Genomic DNA, 16,586 nt, shown 5'->3' on the forward strand with positions numbered 1-16,586 from the left:
CCAGCGATCTGAGGTGCCCATGCGCAAGTCAGTCCTCACCTGCACACTCGTCCTCGCCCTGGCCGCCGGGACGGGCACCGCGTCCGCCGCCGGGGCGGACTCGCGCACGGCGGTGCTCCGCCGGTACGCCGCCGACACCTGGCGGTCCATGACGGCGATGGTCGACCCCGGCACGGGGCTGCCGGCCGACAAGGTGTCCGGCGACCTGTCGGCCCGCGCCAAGGTGACCTCGCCGACCAACGCCGGCACGTACCTGTGGAGCACGCTCGCCGCCCGGGACCTGCGGCTGATCGACCGCCGCCAGGCCGCCGCCCGCGTCGGCCGGGTGCTGGACGCGCTCGGCCGGCTCGACCACGACGCCGCCACCGGGCTGTACTACAACTGGTACGACCCGGCGACGCTCCAGGTGGTGCGCACCTGGCCCGACACCGGCGACCCCGTCCGGCCCTTCGTGTCCAGCGTCGACAACGCCTGGCTGGCCACCGCGCTGACGATGGTACGCAACGGGGTGCCCGAGCAGGCGGCCAAGGCCGGCGGCCTGCTGTCGCGCATGGACTTCACCGCCTTCTACGACCCGCAGGCCCGGGCCGACGCCGGGACCGGGCTGATGACCGGCGGCTACTGGCCGCAGCGGCCGGAGGGCTGCTCCCAGGAGACCGACTACGCGGGCACCGGCACGACGGTGTACTCCACCTGCCACCGTTACGGCGCCATGTCCGAGACGCGCATCGTCAGCTACGTCGCCATCGCCCTCGGCCAGGTGCCCGCCACCCACTACTTCGGCCTGTGGCGCACCTTCCCCGACACCTGCGACTGGGGCTGGGCCGACCAGAAGCCCCAGGGCGCCTGGCGCACGTACCAGGGCATCAAGGTCTTCGAGGGCACCTACGGCTATCGCGGCATGCGGTACGTCCCCACCTGGGGCGGCAGCATGTTCGAGGCGCTGATGGCCGACCTGGTGGTCCCGGAGGAGAGGTGGGGCGCGCGGAACTGGGGCCGCAACCACCCCGTCCACGTCGCCGCGCAGATCGAGCACGGCCTGAACGAGGCGAAGTACGGCTACTGGGGCTTCTCGCCGTCCGACGACCCCGCCGGCGGCTACCGCGAGTACGGGGTGGACCCCCTCGGCATGGACACCGACGGCTACACCTCCGACGAGGAGCGCACCTCCACCGACCCGGGATTCGGCGACTGCCGGCCCGCCAAGCCCGAACCGGACCACTACGGGGACGGCGTGGTGACGCCGCACGCGTCCTTCCTCGCGCTGCGGTACGCGGGGGACAAGGCGCTGGACAACCTCGCGCGGCTGCGGGCCGGCTTCGACTCCTACGGCCCCGGCGGCTTCTACGACGCGGTGGCGGTGCGCAGCGGCAGGGTCGCCAAGGAGTACCTGGCCCTCGACCAGGGGATGATCATGGGCGCTCTCGGCAACGCCCTCGCGGACGACGCCCTGCGCCGCTACTTCACCCCCGGCGGGGCGGAATGGCGCCTCAAGCCCGTCCTCGGCCTGGAGGAGTGGGCCTCCCGCCTGCGCTGACCCCGCCCACAGCCCGTCCCCGGCCGCCCGCGTCCCGCCCGGGCCGCCGCCCGCGCCCGACGCGACGGGCCACCGGCAACAACGTGACCACCGGCGACGACGGAACCGGCGAACCACCATCGATCGGGGAGAAGACGACATGACCGACTCCGCCCGCACCGACTGGCGAGAGCGCATCTACCGGAGCTCCGGCGACGCGGCCGAGGCCGCCGGCGTCGCGCCCATGACGCCGGACGTGCCGCGAGGGCTGCGCGCCTACGCGGGCGCCGGGCACGTCACGCTGGAGTGGGAGCCGGTCGAGGGAGCGATCGGCTACGTCGTCCGCCGGGGCGAGGATCCCGGTGGACCCTTCGCCGACGTCAAACCGCCCCACGTGGACGTCGCCGGCGTGCCCGCCGCCCGGTACGTCGACACGGCCCTGACGCCCGGCCGGGCCGTCCACTATGTCGTGGCCGCCCTCGGATCGACGGACGTCCTCGGCGCCTTCACCACCTCCGTCCCAGCGACCCCACACAACGGCCGCGACCGGGTCGTCGCCGTCCAGGCCGCCGCCGTCGAGATCGACGCTGTCCGGGGTGACGCTGTCGGCGCCGACGCTGTCCGAGCCGATGCCGTCGAGGCCGACGCTGTCCGGGCCGTCGCCATCCGGGTCGACGCCGCTCGCGTCACCCGGCCGCTGCCCAGGCCCTGGCGGGAGATGATCGGCTCTGAGCACCTGTCGCACTTGCTGAGCGCGGAGGAGACCGGCGGCCGTCCTATCGGCCCCGAGCTGGCCGAGGCGCTGCGGCTCGCGCACGAAGAGCTCGGCGTGCGCGCCGTGCGCGCGCACGCCATACTCGGCGACGACCTCGGTGTCTACCGGGAGGTGGACGGCGCGCCGGTGCACGACTTCACCGGCGTGGACCGGGTCTACGACACGCTGACCGGCCTCGGGCTGCGGCCGGTCGTCGAGCTCGGCTTCATGCCGCGCGACCTGGCCGCCGACCCGGCCAAGACCGTGTTCGACTACCGGGCGATCATCTCGCCGCCCAAGGACTACGACCGCTGGGGCGACCTGGTGCACGACCTGGTTCGTCATCTGGCTGACCGCTACGGCCTGCGCGAGCTGGTCGAGGAATGGTCCTTCGAGGTGTGGAACGAGGCCAACCTGGAGGTCTTCTGGAGCGGCACCCCACAGGAGTACCTCCGGCTGTACGACGTCACCGCGGCGGCGGTGAAGAGCGTGCACCCCCGCCTGCGCGTCGGCGGCCCCGCCAGCGCCGCGAATGGCTGGGTCGAGGAGCTCATCGCCCACACCGCCCGCTCGGGCGCGCCGCTCGACTTCCTCTCCACCCACACCTACGGCAACGCGCCCCTGGACTGGCGGCCGGTCCTGGCCAGGTACGGCAAGGAGGGCACCCCGATCTGGTGGACCGAGTGGGGCCCTACACCGACGCACTTCCACGGCGTCGGAGACGGCCCGTTCGGCGCGGCGTTCGTCCTGCACGGGATGCGCTCGGTGGCGGGCAGGGTCGAGGCGCTGTCGCACTGGGTGGCCTCGGACCACTTCGAGGAGCTCGGCCGGCCGCCGCGCCTGTTCCACGGCGGGTTCGGCCTGCTCACGATCGGCAACCTGCGCAAACCGCGCTACCTCGCCCTGGTCCTCGCCCAGCGGCTGGGCGACCACGAGCTCGCCGTGGACTTCACCGGGGACGTGGCCGGCGTGGAGGCTTGGGCGGCCCGGCACGACGACGGCAGGGTGGGCGTCCTGCTGTGGAACGGCACCCTCGACCACACCAAGGCCGGCGGCGCCCCCCTCCTCGGCCGCCGGGTCACCCTCACCCTCACCGGCCTCGCCGACGTCCCGCACGTGCTGACCCACCACCGCATCGACGAGGACCACTCCAACATCGAGGCCGCCTGGACCGCCATGGGCGGCGGCGACTGGCCGGCCCCCGACCAGTGGCCCACCCTCCACACCCGGAACACCCTCGACGAACTCCACCCCCCGACCCCCGCCCACCCCCAAGCCGGCACCCTCACCGTCACCTTCGACCTCCCCATGCCCGCCATCTCCTACCTGGAGGCCCGCCCCGCTTGACGCGAGAAGTAGCGGGCAGCGTCGGAACGCGAAGTGCCGGGAGTACGGTCCATCGTCGTTGTGGCCGGGCCCGGCCCTGGCTCGTACCCGGTCACCGCCGACCCCCATGGCATCTCATGGCCACCCCGGGAAGCAGGTGTCCTCACCCGTGCCTCCGTCGCGCGGGAGCCGGCGGGGGAGCAGCATGGAACAGCAGTGAGGACGATGAGCATCCGCCCGCGATGAAGGTCATGACCGCCGAACTACGCCGATCACATGGTCACCTTCGGGTGCGCGCCGTCCGCGACTCGGCTATTCTTTCGGCGTTCGAGTGACTTAAGTTACATCTGAGGCACACGAGGCTCGCGATCACTGCGCGCCTCGTGTTTTTTGTGGCCAGATCTTCTCCTGTCCGCCCGCTCTTCCCAACTGTTCAGACTGCCCTTCCCCAATGTTCAGACTGCCAACGGCGAGTGCCGTCACACAGATCGACCCCCATGCCGTTGGCTGTGAGGCGGCAGTTCGAAATGGGGGAGGACGCACGGCCATCGGGACCAGAACCGGACGCCGCCCGGGCGCCGGTCGTCGAGGGCCCTGCCGCGGCTCATACTCAGGTCGATCCACCATGGTGAACTTCCGCCTGGTCTGGCGGGCGTCGGCTCTCTCCATGGCGGCCTACCGCATGCTGGGCGTCGTCTACCCGCTACTGGCGCTGCAGGTCACCGGGTCCGCCGGGGTTGCCGGATGGGTGGCTTTCGCCTGGACCATCCCGGGTGTCGTGCTGTACATCCCCGCCGGCGTCCTCGTGGATCGGTGGCCACCCCGCGTCACCATGATCGGCGGCGAGGCGCTCCGCGCTGTCACCGCCGCTGTTGTCTGCCTGATCCTCCTGGTGGGCGCCGTCCCCGTGTGGGTCCTCGTGGTCGCCGCCGTGGTCGAGGGCGCCTGCTGGGTCTTCCAGAGCAGCGCCGAGACCGTGCTCGTCCCCTCGCTGGTCGAGCGCAGGCAGCTCAACGGCGCCTACGCCCGCACCGAGACCAGCACGCACATGGCGGTGATCCTGGGCAGGACGCTCGGGGGCGCGCTGCTGGCGCCTTGGCCCGCCGTTCCCCTCGGCCTCGCCGCGGTGTGCTTCGGAGTGTCCTCGGCCATGGTCAGGCGAGTTCCCGAAGATGTTCCGCGCGAAGCGAGGCGGCGGAGGTTCGTCGTCGAACTGCTCACCGGCGTGCGAGAGCTCGGCCGTCATCCCTTTCTGAGGGACGCCATGGTCGTGACCGTGCTCAACAACCTGGTCGCGAACATTCTCATCATGGTCTACCTGGTGGGCTCGGAAAGGTCCTACTGGGAGGTCGGTCTGGTCGTCGCCGCCGGCGGGCTGGGCGGGGCGCTCGGGGCCGGCCTCACCATCCGCCTCGCCCGTGAGAGCCTCACCCTGCGGCACCAGATGATGGTGCTGGTGGCCGCGGCGGCCGTCGCCTCCGTCGGACACCCGGTGTTGTTCGGGCTCGCGACCTTCGTGATCGGATTCTCCGGCGCCGTCACGAACGTCGCCGTCCGCACTTTCGAGGCCGAGCACATCGACTCCGGCAACCTCGCCAAGGTCGCCGGAGTGTCGAGATTCGCCGCGCGCTGCGCCGTCAGCGCGGCCGGCTCCATCGGCGGCGCGCTGGTGGTGGTCTTCGGGTTCGCGGGCGCCGTCCGCGCTCTGGGGTACTTCATCGTGGCCGCCACCGTGGTTCTCGGGCTGATCTGGTGGTACAGGGAACTGCGCGCCCGGCTGCTCCTCGCCGTGGTCGCCGTCACCGTGATGCTCAAGGACGCCGAGCCCAGGAGCCTCAGCTGAGGATCTCGGTGAGGTGCGGGGGCAGTTTCGGGTTTCGTGCCTCTTTCGCTCGCGCGGCCAACGACGCTGCCTGCGCGGAATCGCCCGCGATCTGCTTGACCCGGGCGGCGTAGAACAGGATCGGTCCGTGGCCCGCCGCCTCGTACAGCACCTCGTCGATCTCCGCCACGGCCTGGTGAACCTCGCCGCCGTCCGCCAGGGCGTACGCGCGAGCGGCTCGTGCCGACGGCCACTGCAATGGCTTCACGTACGCGAAATCGCGCAGCGCGGCCGCGGTCCGTCCGAGGCCGGCGAGGATCTCGCCGCGCGCCTGGCGGGCGGCCGTTGAGCCGCTCTCGCCGATCACCTCGTCGAGCAGGCCGCAGGCCGTCTCCGGCCGGCCGCCGTGCCACCAGGCCCAGGCCAGATCGGTCAGAATGCCCGTGTCGCCGGGCGCCCTGCCGCGCGCGGCCTCCAGCTCCTCCATGGCCTCGGTCGCGCGTCCCTGCGCGAGCATGAAGCGGCCGATGCCCGCGAGAAGGCGGCCGACGGCCGCGGTGGCGTTGACGGTGTCGAACAGCCGCGCCGCCTTCCTGTAGTGGGCGACCGCCCGGCCGAGGTCTCCGTCCTCGTCGGCCACGTTGCCGAGGAAGGTCTCGGCCTCGCCCTGGAGGCGGGCGTCACCGCCGCGCTTGAGCGCCTCTTCCACGAGTCGCACCGCCATGCCGAGATCGCCGTCCTTCAGCGGCGGCTCCGCGGCGCGCAGGCCTTCGCGCAGGGAGGCGGGGCGGCCGTCCTCAGGGACGACGCGGTGGCCGCCTCGCCTGATGGGATCCATGAGCCGGTCGTGCGAGAGCACGCACCGCCTTGGCGTCGTTTCATGGTCGACGCGCAGAAGGTACCGGTCGACGAGCGCCCTGACCACGACGTTCTCCATCCCGGCGGCCGTCCCCCTGCCTCGGCGGGCGGTCCTGCGGTCATCGGCTTCTGGGGTGAAGTTCTGCTGGAGCCACAGGCGCAACCCCACGGCGTCGCCGTCGTAGTAGTCGCGGGCCACCTCCTCGATCACCCGGTCGCAGAAGGCGGCCAGTGATTCGTCGGCGTTCGCGAAACGACGCACGTGGTCGCCGGTGATCACGCTGACATCAGCGGGCAGGGCCTGCCACATCGCCGAGCACACCACCTGCAGATGGACGGGCTCCACGACCTTCGTGTCGACCTCCACCTGGCCTGCGCCCGCCCGGCCCACGCGCACCATGCGCAGGTCGTCCACCAGGGCGCGCGCGGCGCCGTCGGCGAACCACCGTCCGGTGCCTCGCAGCGGACCCTCGGCCGCCTGGACGGCCGCCTCAGGTTCCAGCGCGTCCAGCGCGTACTTGGTGAAGTCGGTGTCCGCCAGCTCCTTCCTGCGCTCCCACAGCGCGTCGAAGTGGTCGTCGCGGACCGAGATGAGCAGCCGCAGGTAAGGATCGTCCCTCAGCGCCTGCGCGAGCTGCCCGAAGAACCACTCCCGATAGGGCGGGCGGTGCGCGAACTGATCGAACAGCTCTTCCGCCTGGTCGATGGCGAGCATCGTGAGGGACGGGTCGCCGTAGGGTTCGGAGCGTTTCGGCAGGGCGCCGAGAAAGGCCGGGATCGTCTCGGCGACCAGCCGGGCCGGGGTCTCATCGGGCGACCAGGATGACAGCAGCGCGAAGACGAGCGGGTTGTGGTAAGGAGTCTTGGCGGTGGGTTGGGTGGAGACGCGGGACACCCGGCCGGTCGGCAGCACGCGCATGATCGTCTCGTCCAGCAAGGGCATGATGCCCGCCTGGATGAGGGAGGTCTTGCCGACGCCGGAAGGCCCGTGCAGGATCGTCAGGCGCCGGGCCTGCCACAGGTCGCACACCTGGCGCGACTCGCGTGAGCGCCCGAAGAAGCGCCCGTCGTTCTGTCTGCGGAAGGGGCGGAGCCCGATGTACGGCTCGTGCGCCGCCGCTCCCGGGGCGGTGGGCGTCACAGTTCCCACTCCATCCGCTGCCGTAGCTGCTCGCAGAACTCCTGTGCCGACCCCCAGAAGATGTAGATCTGCCATCTCTCAAGATACTTGGACAAGTACAGCCGGGCGTTGTGCTCGGCGTCGCGCCGCCTGCCGTGCCCGTCGGGGGTGAGCTGGACGCTGAGGTGGCTGCGGCGGTTGATGCCCGGCACGGCGCGCAGCAGGCCGTTGAACAGCACGCGGAAGGTCCAGTCCCTGAGGCTGTAGCCGATGAAGAGCAGCGGCCGGGTCGTCAGTGCCCTCAGCACCGAGGGCGGAAGGACGCGCTCGTCATTGCCCGGGGTGGTCACCAGGTTGGTGACGAACTCGAGGTAGTCGTCCTCGGTGACGACGATGGACGCGGGGTGCTCCAACCGGCCGTGCAGGTGATAGACGAGAGGGGCCTCCGGCTGCGGATCGTAGCCGGCCTCGTCGAGGAAGAGTTTCCGCGAGTATTCGACGTCCGGGTGCCAGGGGCACATCGCGGCGTTGGGGCTTTTCCCGGCCGCCCTCAGCGCCTGGACGATGTTGTCGTCGTAGTTGGTGGTGATGTACACCCGCAAAGGGAACTCGGCGAGCAGCGTGTGCGGATCCAAGAGGTCGCCGCGGTCGGGCGGCCCCACCCGGCGTGACTGCGCGAGCAACTCGTCGCAGAGCCGCCTTTTGACGTGGACGGCGTCGTTGTTGGCCTTGAGCACGGCGAACTGCGTCACCCGTGCCAGGTCGCGGTCGTCGTCGAACGGGTAGGCGTGCTCGTCGGCCCATTTCTCGGCGATGCTCCCGGCGGTCGGGAGCGCGCGCACGCTTGCTCCGGCGCCGAGGAACGGCGTGCAGTCGCCGTCGCGCAACTGGCCGATGAGCCGCTTCCACCCATCCTCGTCCATCGCCGGCCTCCTGCCATGCGCGGTGTTCCCCGCACGGACGAAGGCCGGGCGCCGCGGTCGCCGCACCCGGCCTGCGGACAGGACGGGGGATAACGTCACATGCACCTTTCAGCGGGACCAGGCCGACGGCGGCGAGCCGATCGGTCAGATGGAACTGTCGAAACCCGCCGTAGGCGGAGCGTCGGCGGGATCGAGGATCATGTCCCTCAGAAGTCTGTGCAGGACAACATTATCGATGCACCCGAGATCTTTCAGGCTGATCTGGGTGACGTCGACAAGACCGTTCGAGGACGTCATACGGGCTCCTCTGCTGCGATACGCGACGGCGGGACATTCAGTTCCACCGATCATGACCTCGCGAATTTCGGCCGTCCGATTCACCGCATCGAACTGTGCGTGGTGAACACGTGCGACCGGAAACGGCGGTGCGTCCTTAGTGCTGCAGACAAATGCCGGCCAGTGCAATTCTGTTATGCCCGGCCCGGCGAATCAACCTTTAGAATGACGTCGAAGCCGTGATCTCTTCATACGGAGGCGGCCGATGACGGAGACTTCACACGCCGCGCACACGGTGCCCGACCGCAGGCCCGAGGTCTGGGAACGTGTACCGCGCCGCAACAAGCATTTCACCGGCCGTGAGGATCTTCTCCGGGCGGTCCGGCAGGAACTGCTGGAGAAGCGGTCGGTCACCGCGGTCGTTCCCCAGCCGCGGGCCCTGCACGGCCTGGGCGGCGTCGGGAAGACCCAGCTCGCCGTCGAGTACGCCTACCGCTACCAGTCGCACTACGACCTCGTGTGGTGGATCTCCGCGGACCAGAGGGTGCTGGTGCCGTCCTCGCTCGCGGCCATGGCGCCGTACCTGGGGCTGCCGCCGGCGGCGGCCACCGGCGTGGACGAGGCGGCGGAAGCCGTTCGAAGGGCGCTCGAGCGCGGTGTGCCCTACCGGCGCTGGCTGCTCGTCTTCGACAACGCGGAGGAACCCGAGCACCTTGAGGGATACCTTCCGCACGGCACCGGGCATGTATTGATCACCTCGCGCAACCCGCTGTGGGAGAACCACGCCGACACCCTCCCCGTCAACGTCTTCACCCGTGACGAGAGCATCGCCTTTCTGCGGCAGCGCCTTCGCAGGCCCCTCGATCACGACGAGGCCGACCGGCTCGCGGACAAGCTCGGAGACCTGCCCCTCGCGCTGGAGCAGGCCGGCGCCCTGGCGTACGAGACGGGAATGGCGGTCGACGAGTACATCGAGCAGCTCGACGAGCAGGCGAGCCGGCTGCTCGACGTCAACAAGGCCCCCGGTTACCCCCTGTCGGTGACGGCCGCCTGGAAACTGTCGGTGTCCAAACTCGGCGCACGGCTTCCGCAGGCGGTCGAAGTCCTGCGCTGCTGCGCGTTCTTCGGCCCGGAGCCCATCCCCCGCGATGTGTTCCGCGTCGCCAAGAACGCCGAACTGCCGCGGCTGGGCGAGATCCTCACCGATCCCATCATGCTCAGCAAGGCGATCAGCGAGCTCTCACGCTATGCCCTCGCCAAGATCGACTCTGCCACGCGGACCATCCAGGTGCACCGGCTGATCCAGGTGCTCCTCCGAGACGAGCTGACGGACGAGGTCAAGGAACAGTTCGGCCACGAGGTGCATCTGCTCCTCACCAGAGGCGCCCCCGCCGATCCGGACCGCAGAGAGAGCTGGCGCCGGTTCGAGGAACTGGTCCCGCACATCGAGCCCTCGCACCTGTCCGAGAGCGGCGATCGCGACGTGCGGCGCTTCGCGCTCAACGTCGTCCGCTATCTCTACACGACGGGGAACTACACCTCGGCACTCGACCTCGCCGAGAAGTGCATAGCCGAGTGGACCAAGGCCGACGGTGCCGATCACCTCGATGTGCTGCTGGCGCACAGGCACCTCGGCAACATCGTCCGCCAGCTCGGCCGCTACGCCGAGGCGTACGAGATCGACCGCGCCACCCGCGAGAAGATGATCCAGAAGCTCGGCGCCGACCACGACGCGACGCTGGCGATCACGAACGGCTACGGCGCCGACCTGCGCGCGAGGGGACGCTTCCGCGACGCGCGCGAGCTTGACAAACAGTTGCTGGAGACCCACCAGAGGTTGTCCGGTCCTGCCACGCCGGGCACGCTGCGCGTGCAGAACAGCCTCGCCCTCGATTACGCCCTCACCAGCGACTACGAGAAGGCGCGGGCCCTGCATCAGGACACCTACCTCGCGCAGCTCGACGCGGGCGACGAGGTGCCGTCGACGTCCCTGCTCGTGTCGTGGAACGGGCTGGCACGCGTCACCCGGCTCTGCGGCGACTTCGCCGAAGCGTGCGACCTGGGAGAGGAGGTCTACGCCTTCGGCATTCACGAGTTGTCGCTCGACCATCCCTCCACGCTGCTCGCCGCCAAGGATCTGTCCATCGCCCGGCGCAGGCGCGGCGACCTGGACGAGGCTCTCGAACTGGCAGAGGAGACCTACGGCAGGTTCAAGCGGCTCCTCGGCGAGGACAACCCTGACACGATGGCGGCCGCGGTCAACCTCTCCAACACTCTGTGCGCGTGTGATCGCATCGAGGATGCGATCGACCTGGCCCATGAGGTCATGACGCGCTATCCGCGGGTCTTCGGTGAAGACCATCCTTACGTCCACGGCTGCAACGTGAACTTCGCCCTGCTGCACCGCCTGAGCGGCGACCCGGAGCAGGCGCGTGCGCTGGACGAGAAGTCGCTGGAGGGGCTGGCCGCCACGGTCAGCCGCAACCACGACTACAGCCTCACCTGTGCGGTCAATCTCGCGAGCGACCTGGCGGACCTGGGGGATGCCGCCGCGGCCAGGAAGCTCGGTGACGACAGCCTCAACCGTCTGACCAAGAAGTTCGGCGCCGAGCACTACATGACGATGGCCTGCCAGTCCAACCTCGCGCTCGACATGATCGCCGACGGTGCCGTGGAGGAGGGCGAGCGGCTTCGTGAGCAGACCCTGCACCAGTACCGCAGGGCCCTTGATCTCGGTCACCCGGATGCCAGGACCGCGCTGGACGGGCGACGGGTCTACTTCACCTTCGATCCGTCGCCGATCTAGGCCGGGCGGGCGTTCCGGTGCTCCCAGGCGGCGCGGTGCGCTTCGGCGGCGCGACGGGCCTTGGCCTGGGCGGCGGCGGGGACGTGCTCGGCGCGCCATTCCTCCAGCGTGGCGCGCATGACGGCGACGAAGTCGCGTCCCCGCTCGGTGAGCCCGCCGCTGGTCAGCAGCGTCGTCGTGACGGCGTACACGCCCTCCCTCCACCGGGCGAAGTGGACGTCGGCGTCACCCCCGTCCGGGCCGCCGCGCTCGCGGCGCCAGAACCCGGCCACCCCCATGAACGCGTACGCGCCCTGGAGCAGCCCATAGACGGGCCGGGGGTCGTCGCGCCACGGGGCGTACCCGGTGAAACGCCGGCCTTGGCGGGTCAGCGGGACGACGTCCATCAGGGCGGTCAGCTTGGCGTGCTGGATCTCGTGGGCGAAGGTCGCGGCCAGCGTCACCCCTGAGACGGGCCGCGACAGCGCGACGGTGCCGAAGGTCTCCCGGGCCGTGCCGCTGTTCTGGCCGCGGGCCGGAGACACCAGCGGGGTCAGCACGGTGACGGCTCCGGCCACCTCCTCGGCCACGACGGGGTGGAGGTCGAGCAGGACGCGCCACGCCTCGTCCAGGCAGGCAGCCCAGTGCTCACGCTCGGCGGCGTCCATGCGCCCACGGGCCGCGGAGATCTCCGGCCAGCGGTATCCGTCGAGGTCGTCGATGGTGAGGTCGAGCCCGGGCGCGGGGGACAGGCGGTGCAGCACCTGCCATCCGGGCCGGTCCCCGGCCGGGTCGGCCTCGACGCGGGTCCGTCCGACCGCCAGCACGGCGCCCCGCCCGGCGGGGCGGACGGTGACGTCCACCGGCCCTTCGAAGCCGGGATCCAGCAGGACGCGCCCGACGCCGGGCAGCACGAGCCCGTCGTGGCCGGCCGGGACGCGGATCCGGCAGGCGGTGCCCGACCGGACCGCCACCGCGAGCGCCACCGCGGCCAGCCGGCCGGGCGCGGACACGGCCGGCTCCCCGCCCACGAGCGCCGCGTAGTCGCGCAGCGCCCACGCTCCGACCGACGGGTACCGCAGCGCCCGGCGGACCACGCCCGGGGCCGCGGCCTCGGCGTCCGCGAGCGACGCGTAGGCGTCCGCGGCGAGCCCGGCCTGCTCGTGGCCGGCTCGCGTCGCCTCGGCGACGATGCCGCGGATCAGCAGGCGGTTCCTGCTCTCCTGCACGGCGCACAGGTGGCGGACGGCGTCGGCCCCGCCGCCCCCGGCTGCGAGGCGGGCGAACAGCTCGTCGCCGATCCGCTCGCCGGCCGGTCTCATCGGCCCCCCTTGAGCCGGGCGATGTCGCGGGCGAACCTGTCGTGGATGTGTGTGATGAGCCGATACAGGTCAGGGCAGTAGACGGAGGCCCCGGAGAACCCGTCGGCGTCACTGTAGCGGTGGGCGTACATGCCGCCTCCACAGATGGAACGGATGTCGCAGGCGGCGCAGACGGGGCCGAGCGCCCGTTCGCCGAGCTGCCTTGCGACGACGGACGGATGGAGCAACGCGTCCTCAAGGCTGTCGCGGAGCACGTGGAATCCGGTGGCGCCGGCACCCTGGTAGGCCGACTTGAGGATGTCGGACTGCTCGATGCCGCCGTCGGTCTCGATCACCAGCATGCGCGCGGGGGACAGGCCGACGGCCTCCGTGCGCGAGGGCCGTCCGGCCATCAACCGCATGATCTCCCCGAAGAACCGCACGTCCGTCTCATCACTGGCCGCGCCGTACCACCGGTCGAAGATCGGGATGAGCCAGTCGGCGTACGGCGTGGTGGCGGCGCCGGGATCCCGGAACGGGGGAGGGGTCGACCAGTTGCCGTGCGGGAGCAGGAAGTCGATCGCCGGCGGGTCGAACTCGACCAGGGCCTCGTAGGTGGCGATGGGGTCGTTGCGCACGTCGATCGTGCACAGCAGGCCGGCGAACAGGTGGTGGAACGGCCCGTGCGCCAGCCGCCGGAGGGAGGCGGCCACCGCCGCGTGGCTTCCGCTGCCGTTCGCGAATTTGCGATGACGGTCCTGGCCCTGTTCGTCCCCGTCCAGGCTCACGCCGATCCGGACCCCGAGGTCGTCGAACAGCCTGAGGAAGCCCTCGTCCAGCCGGACCCCGTTGGTCTGGACGGTGACGCGCACGTTGGTGCCGGTATCGGCCGCGCGCCTGACGGCCCGGACGGCGTGGGAGATGAGTTCCGGCCCGGCGAGCAGTGGCTCTCCGCCGTGCAGGACCACCTCGATCTCGGCCAGGTCGTGGCGCCGCGCGTGGTCGGCGATGCGGCGCGCCGCGTGGTCCATGATCGCCGGTGACATCCGGCGCGGCTGGTCGCGCCAGCTCTGGTCGGCCATCTCGTAGACGTAGCAATGCCGGCAGGCCAGGTCGCACCTGCTGTGAATCTTCAGTATGAACTGACTGAAGGGAACCGGCCGCCAGCCCGACGCCAGCACGGCCTCGACATCCATGGACGCCGGGAAGAGCGAGGATCGCGGATCACGGCTTCCTGGCAAACGCCGCAACCTCTGAGTTGATCGTTTTTTCCTTCATCATTCCCGTCCGTGAATCGTGCTCGCTGCGGAAAGGCGAAGGGCTGCTCGTCCTCCTATCTGGCAGTGATTTTCGGCTGAAGTCAAGGTTTGCGGTCTTTAGAGATATTTTCGGCATTTGAGGTGGATCATTAGGTTATGTCGGGAAATGGTGGCCTACATTACGGCCCGCCCACCTGATCAGCCGGGAAATCCGGGGTACGCCAAGCCCGGACACGGTGCGCGGTCATCGTTCACTGCCAGGCGGACATTGGGCATCTCGGCGACCTCGGCCGGACCGAGCGTGTCTGATCGTTGAGACGGCCGGGCCTTGGGAGCATCGAGACGAGTGTCCGCCCACGTGGGACAGGCTGACGGCCGCCTACGGCAGACTGGTGAGGGCCGGGTTCGTGAAGGCGGCCCGGGTCCGGGCCACTTGGGTGACGCATCGAGGAGGGGCTGTGCCGCGGATCAGCGCGCCCACCGTGGCACAGCATCGGGCCGCGCAGCGGCGTGCGCTGCTCGACGCCGCGCGTGCGATCCTCGCCGAGGGCACCGGCACGGCGCCCGGCCCGGCCGATGTCACCGCCCGCGCCGGGCTCGCCCGCTCGTCGTTCTACCAGTACTTCCGGTCACGCCAGGACCTGCTCGACGCGCTCGTCCAGGACCTCTTCCCCCGCTGGTCGCAACGGGTCGTCGGCGAGATGGCCGAGGCGTCCGGGCCCGGCGAGCGGGTGCTGGCCTACGTCGACGCCAATCTGCGCCTGGTCGCCGAGGGGGAGCACACGATCGCCCGCGCCCTGGCCGCCGTCGCCCCCGGCGCGGGACTGGACGCCGGCAGCGAGGCCATGCATCAGCGGTTGCTGCGTCCGCTGGTCGACGCGCTCGGCGAGATGGGCGCTTCCGACCCCGCGGCGATCGCCGAGATGGTCAACGCGGTGGTCTACGCCGCCTCCCGCATGATCGAGTCCGGCTCGGCGGAGCAGGACGTGCGGTCACGTGCCCGTGAGCTCCTCGCTCCCTACCTCCTCAACGGCCGGCCTGACGGCGGCGCCGCGCGGTAGTGCGAAGGTCGCGAGCAGCCCCAGCACGAGGACTCCGGCGGCGCCGAACAGGACGAGACGGGTGGCGTCGACCATGGCCGCGGTGGCGGCGGCGCGGATCGCCTGGCCGCCGGGGCGGGCGGCGAGCGTGGGGATGATCGCACCGGCGGACTCGCGCACCGCCGTGCTCACCGCGGCGCGCTGCCGGCCGGTCAGGCCCGGCGTCCGGGTCAGCCGGTCGGCGGTGCCGGTGCCGAGCAGCACGATGAGCATGGTGCCGAGGGAGGCGATGCCGAGCGCGGAGCCGACCTGCCGCACGGTGCTCTGCATCCCGGAGGCCTGCCCGCTCTTCTCGACCGGGACGTCGTCGAGGATCACGCTGGTGAGCTGCGCGGTGGCCAGACCGACCCCGGCGCCGTAGAGGAACAGCCATCCGGCGATCGTCCAGGAGGTCATCTCCGCGCCGACGCACACCCCGAGCCCGGCCACGGCGACGGCCTCGATCGCCAGCCCCGCTCGTACGACGGCGCGGGCCCCGTAGCGGCGGGTGAACTGGGCGGTGGCCCCGGACGACAGGAACGTGCCGATGGCGAGGGCGAGGATCAGGACGCCGGTTTCCAGGGCGCTGTAGCCGAGCGCGCCCTGCAGGAACAGGGGAAGGGCGAACAGCAGCCCGAACTCGCCCAGGGCCACGACCAGCGCGGCGATGCTCCCATAGCGGAAACCGCGGATGCGGAACAGCGACAGATCGAGCAGCACGGGCCGTCCGGCGCGGGCGCGGGCGCGTCCGTCGACGACGAGCAGGGTCAGCGCGACGGCGGACACGGCGAAGGCGACCGGCGTCGGTGACACGGCCCACGGCCACTGCCAGTCACCGAAGCGGGCCCGCGGCGAGGTGCGCCACCATCCGAACCGTTCGCCCTCGATGAGGGCGAACACCAGCGCCCCGAGGCCGATCATCGAGGCGAGGGCGCCAGGGACGTCGGCGCCCCTGGTGGCGTGCGGATCGGTGGTCTCGGGCACGTATCGGACGGTGCCCGCGATCACCACGAGGATCACCGGCAGGTTCAGCAGGAACGCCCACCGCCAGGACAGCTCGGTGGTGAGCCATCCGCCGGCGAGCGGCCCGACGGCGGCCATGCCGCCGATGGTGGACCCCCAGATGGCGAACGCGACGCCGCGGTCGCGCCCGGTGTAGGTGGCGTTGACCGTGGCGAGCGTCGCGGGAAGGATCATCGCGGCGCCGACGCCCTGCAGCAGGCGACCGGCGATGAGCACGCCGCCGCTCCCCGCCAGGGCGGCGATCAGGCTGGAGGCGCCGAAGAGCAGCAGACCGGCGATGAACAGTCTTCGCCGGCCGAGCAGGTCGCCCATCCGGCCGAAGAGGATCAGCAGAGCGGCCAGGGACAGCGGGTAGACCGAGTTGATCCACTCGGCCTGCGAGGCGTCCAGCGACAGATCCCGGATGATGGTGGGGACCGCCACGTTGACGATCGTCGCGTCCATGATGATCAGTGAGACGCCGAGCGCGATGAACGGCATCGGCGCCCAGCGGCTCCGAGCCGGCGCCGGAGCGTCCCCGCCTGTTCCCGTGTCGCCGGTTCCC

General features: G+C 71.0%; 11 protein-coding genes. 5 read left to right on the plus strand and 6 right to left on the minus strand.

What is annotated here, in order from left to right; translation table 11 throughout:
- Positions 1 to 19 precede the first annotated feature (19 nt).
- The 3 genes from ACZ6QO_RS03180 to ACZ6QO_RS03190 all read left to right on the plus strand — a co-directional run bounded on the left by ACZ6QO_RS03180 (position 20) and on the right by ACZ6QO_RS03190 (position 5,439).
- Positions 20 to 1,537 (plus strand): glucoamylase family protein, encoded by a 1,518-nt coding sequence (locus ACZ6QO_RS03180; RefSeq protein ID WP_465847122.1) that lies wholly within the window; start codon positions 20 to 22, stop codon positions 1,535 to 1,537.
- 139 nt (positions 1,538 to 1,676) lie between these two features.
- On the plus strand, positions 1,677 to 3,617 hold the full coding sequence (locus ACZ6QO_RS03185) for a GH39 family glycosyl hydrolase (RefSeq protein ID WP_465847124.1): 1,941 nt from the start codon (positions 1,677 to 1,679) through the stop codon (positions 3,615 to 3,617).
- 604 nt (positions 3,618 to 4,221) lie between these two features.
- Positions 4,222 to 5,439: an MFS transporter gene (locus ACZ6QO_RS03190; protein ID WP_465847126.1), complete on the plus strand. Its 1,218-nt coding sequence runs from the start codon at positions 4,222 to 4,224 to the stop codon at positions 5,437 to 5,439.
- Here ACZ6QO_RS03190 and ACZ6QO_RS03195 read toward each other — a convergent pair.
- From ACZ6QO_RS03195 to ACZ6QO_RS03205, 3 genes are all read right to left on the minus strand, one after another.
- Positions 5,432 to 7,417, minus strand: coding sequence for a tetratricopeptide repeat protein (locus ACZ6QO_RS03195; RefSeq protein WP_465847127.1), 1,986 nt, complete (start codon positions 7,415 to 7,417; stop codon positions 5,432 to 5,434). The genes ACZ6QO_RS03190 and ACZ6QO_RS03195 overlap by 8 nt on opposite strands.
- Positions 7,414 to 8,319, minus strand: a complete 906-nt coding sequence (locus ACZ6QO_RS03200) for an SIR2 family NAD-dependent protein deacylase (RefSeq protein WP_465847129.1) — start codon at positions 8,317 to 8,319, stop codon at positions 7,414 to 7,416. Before ACZ6QO_RS03200 ends, ACZ6QO_RS03195 begins: the two co-directional genes overlap by 4 nt.
- A gap of 144 nt (positions 8,320 to 8,463) precedes the next feature.
- Complete coding sequence (locus tag ACZ6QO_RS03205; RefSeq protein WP_465847131.1) at positions 8,464 to 8,616, minus strand: hypothetical protein; 153 nt, start codon at positions 8,614 to 8,616, stop codon at positions 8,464 to 8,466.
- A gap of 244 nt (positions 8,617 to 8,860) precedes the next feature.
- Between ACZ6QO_RS03205 and fxsT the strand changes: the two genes are divergently transcribed.
- Positions 8,861 to 11,401: an FxSxx-COOH system tetratricopeptide repeat protein gene (gene fxsT, locus ACZ6QO_RS03210; protein ID WP_465847133.1), complete on the plus strand. Its 2,541-nt coding sequence runs from the start codon at positions 8,861 to 8,863 to the stop codon at positions 11,399 to 11,401.
- On the opposite strand, the gene ACZ6QO_RS03215 is transcribed toward fxsT, so the two are convergent.
- Together ACZ6QO_RS03215 and ACZ6QO_RS03220 are read right to left on the minus strand one after the other, a co-directional pair.
- Complete coding sequence (locus ACZ6QO_RS03215; protein WP_465847134.1) at positions 11,398 to 12,702, minus strand: HEXXH motif domain-containing protein; 1,305 nt, start codon at positions 12,700 to 12,702, stop codon at positions 11,398 to 11,400. The genes fxsT and ACZ6QO_RS03215 overlap by 4 nt on opposite strands.
- Entirely contained in the window at positions 12,699 to 13,877 is a 1,179-nt protein-coding gene (locus tag ACZ6QO_RS03220; protein ID WP_465847136.1) for an FxsB family cyclophane-forming radical SAM/SPASM peptide maturase, read from the minus strand. Before ACZ6QO_RS03220 ends, ACZ6QO_RS03215 begins: the two co-directional genes overlap by 4 nt.
- Positions 13,878 to 14,398: 521 nt before the next feature.
- On the opposite strand from ACZ6QO_RS03220, the gene ACZ6QO_RS03225 reads away from it, so the two are divergent.
- A complete protein-coding gene (locus tag ACZ6QO_RS03225) occupies positions 14,399 to 15,001 on the plus strand; it encodes a TetR/AcrR family transcriptional regulator (RefSeq protein WP_465847137.1) in 603 nt (200 codons plus the stop codon).
- Here ACZ6QO_RS03225 and ACZ6QO_RS03230 read toward each other — a convergent pair.
- The gene (locus ACZ6QO_RS03230) at positions 14,933 to 16,522 is read right to left on the minus strand and encodes an MFS transporter (protein ID WP_465847139.1); all 1,590 of its coding nucleotides are present in this window, start codon (positions 16,520 to 16,522) and stop codon (positions 14,933 to 14,935) included. The genes ACZ6QO_RS03225 and ACZ6QO_RS03230 overlap by 69 nt on opposite strands.
- Positions 16,523 to 16,586: the final 64 nt, after the last annotated feature.

This window comes from Sphaerisporangium sp. NPDC049457 (assembly GCF_055586705.1).